Raw genomic sequence first — 9,024 nt, forward strand, 5'->3', positions numbered from 1 at the left:
TTATAATACAAACCATACCGTGATATATCATATCCATAAAGCTGTAATTTGCTGTTTCCATGCTTCTCAAATCGCCTTTGTTTCTTCTTTACCCAGTCCTTAATTGTTGCTAAGTTATACACTTGTCGGTACTCAATACATTTCTTTAGCTCGTCCTCAAACAAAATCCAAGGAAAGTTCGGAAACTTCATATCATTACTTTGTAAAAGTGCAAAAGCCTTTTGTCGAAACATAACCTCTTGAGAGAGCGACATATCGGTAATTAACGTTGTCTTTTTCTTACCCATAGAGCCACAAGCCATATTTACGATTGAAAGTTCATTGATAAAACCACAATTACGAGCTTCCATATGCCTTAAGTGTGATTTAGCCATAGCTTTTCTTCTGTTGTGCAGCCATCTGATAACAAATATTAGAATTATCCATAGCGGCACATGAAGGAATATAGCCTGTAAATCAATGAATAACTTGCCGATTTGCGTATATATGGTTGCTACCTCATAAGTAACAACAAAATAGAAATAATAAGCTAAAAACTCTACCAAAACGGTTATTAAATTAAAATTTAAAAGCCATATAATTATAGTAAAAGTCATTAGATTTTGATTGCTACGATAAAATCTTATATACTGTCGCAAAAAATTACGAACAGGTATTACTGTAATTCTTGTTATGCCCTTATATAGCTTCAATGGTAATGTGTCCTTATTATGCTTTACGTTGCCCTTGCTATAAATAGCCTTGATTATAAGCCATAAAATTAAGCCAACAGGAATAATTATTACAAGTGATTTTGAAAAGTTAGCAAGTCCCGTTCCAACGCCATCCATATACAAATTGAAATTCTCGCCTGTTGCAAACAAACTGAAAAATGTCTTGAATTTAAAAGCGAAGTTGCTCCAATCTTCCGGGAGAATTTTCTGCCATTCCAAAACCTTTGAATAATCTAACACAGTAGGTTTCGCCTCAAAATCTAACATAAACACCTCTTTTACAAAGAATTTGAGGCTATTCCATAAGTCAGCAAAGGCTTCTCCAACTCGCATATACGACTCTTTATATACAAAGAACGCAAGTAAACCAAAGGATATGATTATAAGGCTCGTAAGGACAATATTTATAACTCTATATCGTCTTTCCATACACTAACACCCCCTTAAAACAACTCTTAATTGCAGGTCGTATAAGCCTTCTGGGAGCATAGCAAACTTATATTCTGTTTCTCCGTCTAAATAAGTTAAAACACCGTCTTTACACTCTTGAAATATAAGCTTTTTTCCTACACCTTGGTGATAAAAATTAGCATCAAGCTTGTCCGTTATCTCTAAAAAATACTCTTTATTATTTACTTCATAAAACGTCCCTCTGAAAGCATCCTCATTACTGTTATTAGAAAACAATCGGCTACCTGTATGTACCAGATAGCCGATAGCCCATATTAACAGCACCAAGAATACAATCGCCAATATTCTTTTTACTGTTTTCATATGTTATCCCCCTTATTTAAGTGAGAATAAGTTTTTATCAACGAAATCAAAGACGTCATTTGAAGATTCTTTGTAGATAACCTTCTTTTCATCAGGTGTCAACACACGCTTTAATTTCTTTTGTTTTTCAAAAATCCTTGTATGATACTCAAAATTTATCCAATCATCCGGGTCTGGTATTCCCCTTTGGTTTCGTTCATCAAGAATTTTAGCTCTCTTCTGATGCTGAGCTTGGCTTTCTTTCAGCTCTCGCCTTCTTTTGAGCCAACCGAACACAAAAATCACTCTCCTTCGCCCATTTATTTTTAATTTCAACTGCTTCTAAAAAGTCTTTCGCCATAAAGCTATGTAATACTTTTCTTCCCCTAAGTTGATACTCCTGAACAGCAACAGGATAGTCATATTCTGCTACTACCACAAAAAATCTTATCATCTTTACTTCTCCTTATTTCAATTTTCTCTCTTTGGACTCAGCCAACTCTTCAAATGCTGCAAAAATTGCCTCTTCGTTAATATTAACCGTGTATGAAAAAGGCTCATCACAATCACAACAAAATCCGCAATCATCATCACAATCGCAACATTCACAATCCTCACAGCAACTTTCATCACAATCAACAAAAGCTTCTATAAAGGGCATATACATCTTCATGTAATCAACCATTTCCTCAGGTGTGGTTACAAGAATATCAATATTAAGAATACCCTCACCAATCGTAATTGTCATTAAATACTTATCTGAGCAGATGTTACTTACCATAACTGTGCTCTCACATCCTATCTTTTGCATAAGCAGGGTTCCGTTCTCAAAATGAGGCTTTGAAAATAAAAACTCCTTTTCAAACGTATTTATTACCTTTGCGAAAAAAGGTAAAATTTTTACCATATTAGAATTCATTATAAATCTCCTTTATTTTCGTATTTTCTATTTTCCATTTTCGTATAGTTTCCGTTGATACAAAGGCGTTGTCCTTTAAGAAATCTATACACTTTTCAAAATATTTTGATGTTGTATGGACGATACAGCCCAGTTTGTTTAGACACAGAACAACTCTGAATCTGTCATTTGTGAGATAAACAATCTGGGCAAAATTACCGTCTTTTTCGTTTCTTAAAAAAAGCCTGCTATCAAGGTATAAAGATAAATTATCATACGTCACTTCATCCCCTAACACATCTGCTATGTAAGCGAAGTGCTTTTTAAAATCATACGCCTTGAAAGCCATAGATTACCTCTTACTGCTCTTTATTGAGCTTCTTTAAGTATTTAGCGTTTCTATGTGCTTCTCTAAGACCGTTTCTGTAACCAACTGTTGCCATAAACTTGCTACCGAAACGTGTTGCTACCTGCTCATAGTCATTTACACCAGAGCTATAACCTACATTATATGAAGCCTTCCAATCAGTTTTGGTTTCACCGTAAGTTTTCTTACCCTTTTCCCAACCCTTTTTGGTTGCTTCTTTTGTTTTACTCCAAGCCTTCTTCGTGCCTTCTTTTGTCTTTTGCCACGCTTCTTTGCCTGTTTCCTTAGCCATACCCCATGTTTGGGATGCCTTTTCCTTAAATGTTGTGTCTGCCATAATTACACCTCCTGAATATTATCGTCTATATCGGGAATGGGATTTTCCGAACCGCCATTATCTTCCGGTAAAGGTAAGAAAATTGGCTGCTCTACCACATTACCCTGAACATCAAATACATATGCTACGTTTGCAAGCTCATTTGTAGGCTTACACATACCATATCCAATATCCTGTGGCTTTGAGTATTCAGTTTCATAAATGAACATTTCGCCTGCCTTTGCAGTTACCTTACAATCGGTTGAAATATATCCCGCAAGTCCTGCACTATGGTGTCCTGTGCCAATACCTGCTGCGTTAATTCCACCTTGAGCGTTGATAACTGTATCTTCACCGATAATTTCTATATAAGTAACGCCATAATTTGTCTGGCAATAACAGTCATAACCTGAGCCTATACCTGCTCCATACTGACCGCCTTTTACGTTAATCTTAGAATTATCAATGAAAATCTTTACATACTGGTCTTTGCTTACTCCCTTATATACTCGGCTACCACCAATACCTGCTGATGCAGTTCCACCTGTGATTTGGTCGAAATTACAATCTACGATTGAAATATCTACCGCAGTCCAATAAAGAGCGCCAATAGCTGCTGATTTTGAGCCACCGTCTGCCTTTTTAACAGTTACGTTCTTCATTTTGAGCATTCCAGAGTCATAGTCGCCATCAACACCACAACCTACACCGATAGCACAACCACCTTCGGCTTCTGCCTTGCCATAGCTTAAATCACTTGCAATAAATGTTTCCTGTGCAAAACCGCCTTTTGCGTATTCAATAACGGTATTCTCAATGGTTACAACAGATTTATCTCCACCACCAATACCAAAAGCCTTGTTTCCATAGCCCTTAGCTGTAAGTGAAGCCATATCCTTAATGGTTAGTGAACCTATGTTCTTGACGGCATTTCCTATGCCACTACCCCTCTTATTTAGATATGTTTCATCATCTGTGTTGCCATAGCCATCTATTGCCAAATATTCAAGACCGTTATTTCCTACTGCTACAAGGCTATCTCCTGTGAGCAAGAGCTTAGTTCCGTAAGGTACTTCAATACCATCACCGTCTTTTGCACCGGTAAGTGATACATTACCTACGATTTTTACAGTGATATCTGCACCATCAAGGAGTGCTAAACCGCTATCTCCCTCGGTTGTTGCTAAAGACATTACATTATCAAGAATAAGTGTGCCTTTACCACCAATATCAATACCGTTAAAATGACCGTTCATAATGGTAAGCTTACCCTCTTCAAGCTCTACGCTTACTGTTTTGTCAAAATCCTCGGAAAATATGAATGTTACATCCTTATTTCCAATATTGAGTGTTTCAGTAAGTTCAATGCTTGAAGGAATTTCTATTGTTGCACCGTTTTCAATGCTTGTAAGAGCAGTTGTAAGCTCTTCAACATCCTCTACCAAAATGATAGGTGGCTTTTGAGGACCGATGCCCGGATCGTCATCATTGTTATCGGGCTGCTTATCAGTGCTTGAATCCGTGCTTGTATCGGTGCTGGTATCAGTTGACGTGTCAGGCACATCAGGCTTGAACAAAATTGCTACTGCTCCAATTAAAGCAATAACTAAAACTACTGCTAAAATAATTGTTATTGTGTTTTTCATTTTTCTCCTTTCTTGGTAACAATTCCGTTACCATACAAAATTTATTGTGTGTTTGTGTCTATATCGTCCTCTTTAGGCTTGTCCCTTGATTTCTTAAAGGCTTTACCTATAAGCTTGAACGGATACAGAATGATTTTAATTATCCATCTAAAAATGGATATGATAAGTGAAATAACCTGTGGGAGAACCGGCCAAAGCAAATATACTAAAAGAATAAGTATTAAAATTGCTATGAGGATTTTCCACCACGCATCTTCACTATGGTCGGTTGGTGGTGTTATATCGTTTACAATATCAATCGGACTTGATACAACAGGAATTACTGTATATACGCCATCCCTTTGAAATGTAAGTTGAATAATGTCAAAGTCAAAGAAAACACTTTCTTGTGCTACATATGCTTCATCGTTTATCGTTTTGTCCGACCATAAGAAACCACCATTGTCGATAAGAATAGTTGCAGGCTTAGAATAGTAATCGCTTGTAGCAAATCTAAAAAGTACAACCTCACACTCTTCATCAGTTACCGATACAAGAGTTTTAGCATTTTTATATTCTGCCTTTATATCGTCAACATCTTCTATATTTACAAGTAATCTTTCAGCAATTTCTTTATCATCACCAGCTAAATCACTTTCTTTGAGAATGTATATAGGTGCTACAGTTTTACTTTCCTCGTTTGGACCACCCGAAAAGGCTGCTCCTAAGCCGAAATTCATCCAGTTATCCCAAAAGCTTGGTGATGTACTCGACCAGCTATTAAGAACCTGTAAATCAACGTCTGCATCAAAATCATAATAGCTATATCCATTTTGAATTTTTCCATATATACTATCTAATTTTCTGCTTTCGTCAATATCACTCTCAAATAAATCAGCACTTATATTACCTTCTTTTATTGGCAACGTTCCGAATTTATACGATTTGTTATATGTTTTTATCCATTCATAGAGTGCATTGCTCTGTACTCCACCAATGTCTTTCAAATCAGCATATGGATCGTATTCTCCTATGTTATCCACTTCAAAAAGGTAATACAATGCAGGGCATGGATCTTGTGTTACTTGAAATATTTCTCCAACATTCCATCCCCATAAGGCTAAATTTGCTTCTTGCATAGTCCAATCCACCATTAAACCGTAATCACTATCAAGCCTTTCTCTTTGTGGAATAATGTCATACCAATCCTTACTTTCTTCGGCATATACACCAAGTAATTTTCTAACCTCATTTGCAAAATCCGAATTACTTGTTACTACAATTTCCTTTGTTTTGTACTCATACCATTCTGCTTTTATTCTCTGTAATTTACCATATGTATCAATGTACTTTTTAGGGACTGAAAAATATACTGTGTCAAGCTGATTTTGGTGTCCTGCGCCAAGTGCAGATGTCATTGAACGATAAAATGTATGCTTTACATTAAGGCTTATTGTTTCAAGAAACTCAATATCACAATCAAGTGTGCTTGAAGCTAACGGATCAGGTCCGTAGCCCTTTGCATATCCCGTGAAAACATAAGTGCCTCCAACCGGGTAATCGGTTGCATTGTCGCTTGTATATGTTGCAAGCTCAATTCCCGAAACATAATATTTACGTTCATTTGAATTTACTCTATCAGCAAAATGCGTTCCGTTTACCTCTTTGTCAACTACCTTAAATTTGTAGAAAAGGTTTTTATAATCGCCGTTTTCCACTCTTGAACAAAATTCCAATGGAAATTTGTAATAATCATTTGGTTTACCCTCGCCATTAAAGGATATTGCCATCTGAATTTTGTTAAAATTCTGGCTCTTAGACAAATCTAAGCCTTTTGGATTGTAAACATAAACATACAAGCCATAATTATCTCTTTGATTCGCCTTGTAAGAATAGCAATATTCTACGAAGCTTATTACCTGTATATCCTTATTTTCATCATAAGGGAAATCGGCAATATTAAAGGGTTTACCATTTATTGTGCAGTGTCTTAAATCGTCAAGCACATTTGTTTTACTGTAATCTGGGCTGCTCGACTCTTCACTTATTGATGCTGCCACTATACTCATAGGGGTAACGAATACCGATATGAGTACAAGTAGCATTGCGATTACGCCGAGCAGTATCTTTTTAACCACTCTTGCGTGCATCAAAATTGAATCGCCTCCTTGTCAAGCTCTACACCCTCAAGGCTTTCTACGATTGAAAAATTAACCTTTACATACTTATCTCCATCATTTGAATAAATGATAATAGAATACATATTGTCGTATGCTTTGGTTCTGCAATCTTCTACTGCTGAATTAGGGTGTACTGCTCTTAAAATTTGAGTAATGCCACCCTTTGGAGCGATTGTAAAATATGTATCGTGTTCCTCGATAATAAAACCATCAGTTAAGTCCGGCTCTGCTTGGAAGGAATATATTGCGTTATTCATTACAAAATCGAAGTCCTTTCCATTTATCGGATTAGGCACGACTCTTACTGAATAGCCTTTATTTTCCGCATTTCCACCATTCGCCTTTACATATCCTACATCAACCCTTAACGGCTCGTCCTTTGATACCGTGAAGCCTCCACCCACGTCAAATATGGTTTCACCTTCACAAGTTACGAAAAAGTCATAGCCGCCAAAATATACGATAACTCCCATTATCGCAACTAAAAGCATAAGAACGATAAGAATTTTGACTATAAATGTTATAACCTTCATTCTTTCGCCTCCTTACTGCTTAGCAACTGCTACCTTAAAGCTTGTTGAAAGACCAGAAGTCTTTTCTGTTACAGTAACTAAAACGTAACAATCGCTTACGTAAGAACGGAATTTGTCCTTATATGCTCTTGTTCTGCCACCGTCAATTACACTAACTGACTTGTAATAATCTTCAATCGGTTCGTGTGTTTCCACTTGAACAGAATTGCCACTTAATTTAATGGTGATGTAATTCTCCATCAAATCTTCATAATTATAGATTTCATCACTTGCATCATACCAATTCTCGCCACCGCTTCTATATGTTTCATAATAGCCGAGAATTACTGAACCGAAGCCTTTTGTAGTGATTTCATAGTTGTTGTAACCACCCGCTTTTACATCACCTAAAATGCTTTCCTGTTCAATAAGGAATGATGCTGTTGAATTAGGCTGAATTTCATAAGTGTTATTGCTATTTTTAGTAAGTGTTGAACTTACCTTAATGCTTGTAGGTACACCAATATATGTTGCTGTACATTTAGCCTTGAAACCGCCAGTTCTTGTTGTTACAGTGATTATGATTTCACCTGTAAATTGCTTATAACAGTTGACATTTGCTACATTTGAGCCATCACCTGTTGGTACAACCTTAATGTAATCTTGTACATTTTCTGTTTTGGTTGTATCTCCCCAAGCTACACTCCAATCTACCGTTTTGTCCTCTGCTGTTGCTGGAATAATAACTGCGGTGAGTGTTTTTGTTACACAATTTTCACCGATTGTCATAGGAGCTGCGAGCAATTCAATATGTTCGCTATTCTCCATTTCCATGTTAAGCTGTTCATCCAAAGGTGTAGGCTCTACTACTTCACCCAATTTGTCAGGTTCATCAGGAGATGCTTGTACAAAAAGTCCTATTCCTAAGCCCACTACCATAAGGATTAAAATAGCTATTATAATACCTGCTATCTTATTCATTGCTAAATCCTCCTCCGAAATAGTCTGGTACTGTTCCTTTGTCTATGTTGATACCTTCTGCCACATATTCACATCTGAATGGCATTTTATATACGCTTGTGCCATCCTCTAAGTAAACTACGATTTGAAAGAAGGCTTTTGAGCAGTCCACTTCCTCCGGGAAGTAAACTCTCTTGTCTGAATAAACCCACTCTATAACATCTGTAGCTCGATAATCTTCATCAAGAGTAATAGTAAAATATTCCTCTTGCTTATCAATTTCAAAGAACTCTGTTACGTCGGATTTTGTTGCATAAAATGAAGAGTCTTGACCTTGGATTTTGAAATAGAAATTATTGCCGCCCGGAATACATTCAACAGTTACGTAATAGCCCTGTTTTTCTTCTTCCATACCTTCAAAATATGCTATTTCAAATTTTTCAGGTGTTCCTCTTTCAAGCAACATTTCATTTGTGCTTTCTGTAATTTGTGTGCCATTATGCACTAAGTAGAAATTCGCCTTTTGCGACTCTCTTACTACATTTATAGCTATAAAAGCAATAACAGCGACTAAAATAAGCACCACAACCACGATTGCACAAATTCTTAATACCTTATTTGTGTTATTGCTCATTTCTTAAATCACTCTCCAAACTTCAAATAATCAAGCTCGTGAGCATTAAAATCATATGTTGTTTGA

Annotated in this window: 12 protein-coding genes; all 12 read right to left on the bottom strand. The window is 36.5% G+C overall.

Annotated features, from left to right (window positions below; translation table 11 throughout):
- Positions 1-1,142 (bottom strand): hypothetical protein (locus ACJMMI_RS10145; RefSeq protein ID WP_405355419.1); only part of this gene is annotated, 1,142 nt, incomplete at its 3' end.
- A 3-nt stretch (positions 1,143-1,145) separates the two neighbouring features.
- The gene (locus tag ACJMMI_RS10150) at positions 1,146-1,487 is read right to left on the bottom strand and encodes a hypothetical protein (protein WP_405355420.1); all 342 of its coding nucleotides are present in this window, start codon (positions 1,485-1,487) and stop codon (positions 1,146-1,148) included.
- Between the two features lie 12 nt (positions 1,488-1,499).
- Positions 1,500-1,763: a hypothetical protein gene (locus ACJMMI_RS10155; RefSeq protein WP_405355421.1), complete on the bottom strand. Its 264-nt coding sequence runs from the start codon at positions 1,761-1,763 to the stop codon at positions 1,500-1,502.
- Entirely contained in the window at positions 1,696-1,920 is a 225-nt protein-coding gene (locus tag ACJMMI_RS10160) for a hypothetical protein (protein ID WP_405355422.1), read from the bottom strand. The genes ACJMMI_RS10155 and ACJMMI_RS10160 overlap by 68 nt, the downstream gene beginning before the upstream one ends.
- Positions 1,921-1,932: 12 nt before the next feature.
- Positions 1,933-2,385: a hypothetical protein gene (locus ACJMMI_RS10165; RefSeq protein ID WP_405355423.1), complete on the bottom strand. Its 453-nt coding sequence runs from the start codon at positions 2,383-2,385 to the stop codon at positions 1,933-1,935.
- Positions 2,375-2,713, bottom strand: coding sequence for a hypothetical protein (locus ACJMMI_RS10170; protein WP_405355424.1), 339 nt, complete (start codon positions 2,711-2,713; stop codon positions 2,375-2,377). The genes ACJMMI_RS10165 and ACJMMI_RS10170 overlap by 11 nt, the downstream gene beginning before the upstream one ends.
- A 10-nt stretch (positions 2,714-2,723) precedes the next feature.
- Positions 2,724-3,068 (bottom strand): hypothetical protein, encoded by a 345-nt coding sequence (locus tag ACJMMI_RS10175; protein ID WP_405355425.1) that lies wholly within the window; start codon positions 3,066-3,068, stop codon positions 2,724-2,726.
- Between the two features lie 2 nt (positions 3,069-3,070).
- On the bottom strand, positions 3,071-4,693 hold the full coding sequence (locus ACJMMI_RS10180) for a hypothetical protein (protein ID WP_405355426.1): 1,623 nt from the start codon (positions 4,691-4,693) through the stop codon (positions 3,071-3,073).
- A 41-nt stretch (positions 4,694-4,734) separates the two neighbouring features.
- Positions 4,735-6,825: a hypothetical protein gene (locus ACJMMI_RS10185; RefSeq protein WP_405355428.1), complete on the bottom strand. Its 2,091-nt coding sequence runs from the start codon at positions 6,823-6,825 to the stop codon at positions 4,735-4,737.
- Positions 6,822-7,385 carry a hypothetical protein gene (locus ACJMMI_RS10190; RefSeq protein WP_405355429.1) on the bottom strand — a complete coding sequence of 188 codons (564 nt, stop codon included), beginning with the start codon at positions 7,383-7,385 and terminating at the stop codon, positions 6,822-6,824. The genes ACJMMI_RS10185 and ACJMMI_RS10190 overlap by 4 nt, the downstream gene beginning before the upstream one ends.
- A gap of 12 nt (positions 7,386-7,397) precedes the next feature.
- The gene (locus ACJMMI_RS10195) at positions 7,398-8,345 is read right to left on the bottom strand and encodes a hypothetical protein (RefSeq protein ID WP_405355430.1); all 948 of its coding nucleotides are present in this window, start codon (positions 8,343-8,345) and stop codon (positions 7,398-7,400) included.
- Positions 8,338-8,958, bottom strand: coding sequence for a hypothetical protein (locus ACJMMI_RS10200; RefSeq protein WP_405355431.1), 621 nt, complete (start codon positions 8,956-8,958; stop codon positions 8,338-8,340). The genes ACJMMI_RS10195 and ACJMMI_RS10200 overlap by 8 nt, the downstream gene beginning before the upstream one ends.
- Positions 8,959-9,024 lie beyond the last annotated feature (66 nt).

The organism is Ruminococcus sp. (assembly GCF_045129435.1).
GTDB lineage: Bacteria > Bacillota > Clostridia > Oscillospirales > Acutalibacteraceae > Ruminococcoides.

What these genes read in the sequence shown, in the direction of transcription:
- ACJMMI_RS10150 (WP_405355420.1), bottom strand. Translation starts at nt 1,487, where the DNA reads ATGAAAACAGTAAAAAGAATATTGGCGATTGTATTCTTGGTGCTGTTA.
- ACJMMI_RS10160 (WP_405355422.1), bottom strand. Translation starts at nt 1,920, where the DNA reads ATGATAAGATTTTTTGTGGTAGTAGCAGAATATGACTATCCTGTTGCT.
- ACJMMI_RS10165 (WP_405355423.1), bottom strand. Translation starts at nt 2,385, where the DNA reads ATGAATTCTAATATGGTAAAAATTTTACCTTTTTTCGCAAAGGTAATA.
- ACJMMI_RS10170 (WP_405355424.1), bottom strand. Translation starts at nt 2,713, where the DNA reads ATGGCTTTCAAGGCGTATGATTTTAAAAAGCACTTCGCTTACATAGCA.
- ACJMMI_RS10175 (WP_405355425.1), bottom strand. Translation starts at nt 3,068, where the DNA reads ATGGCAGACACAACATTTAAGGAAAAGGCATCCCAAACATGGGGTATG.
- ACJMMI_RS10180 (WP_405355426.1), bottom strand. Translation starts at nt 4,693, where the DNA reads ATGAAAAACACAATAACAATTATTTTAGCAGTAGTTTTAGTTATTGCT.
- ACJMMI_RS10190 (WP_405355429.1), bottom strand. Translation starts at nt 7,385, where the DNA reads ATGAAGGTTATAACATTTATAGTCAAAATTCTTATCGTTCTTATGCTT.
- ACJMMI_RS10195 (WP_405355430.1), bottom strand. Translation starts at nt 8,345, where the DNA reads ATGAATAAGATAGCAGGTATTATAATAGCTATTTTAATCCTTATGGTA.
- ACJMMI_RS10200 (WP_405355431.1), bottom strand. Translation starts at nt 8,958, where the DNA reads ATGAGCAATAACACAAATAAGGTATTAAGAATTTGTGCAATCGTGGTT.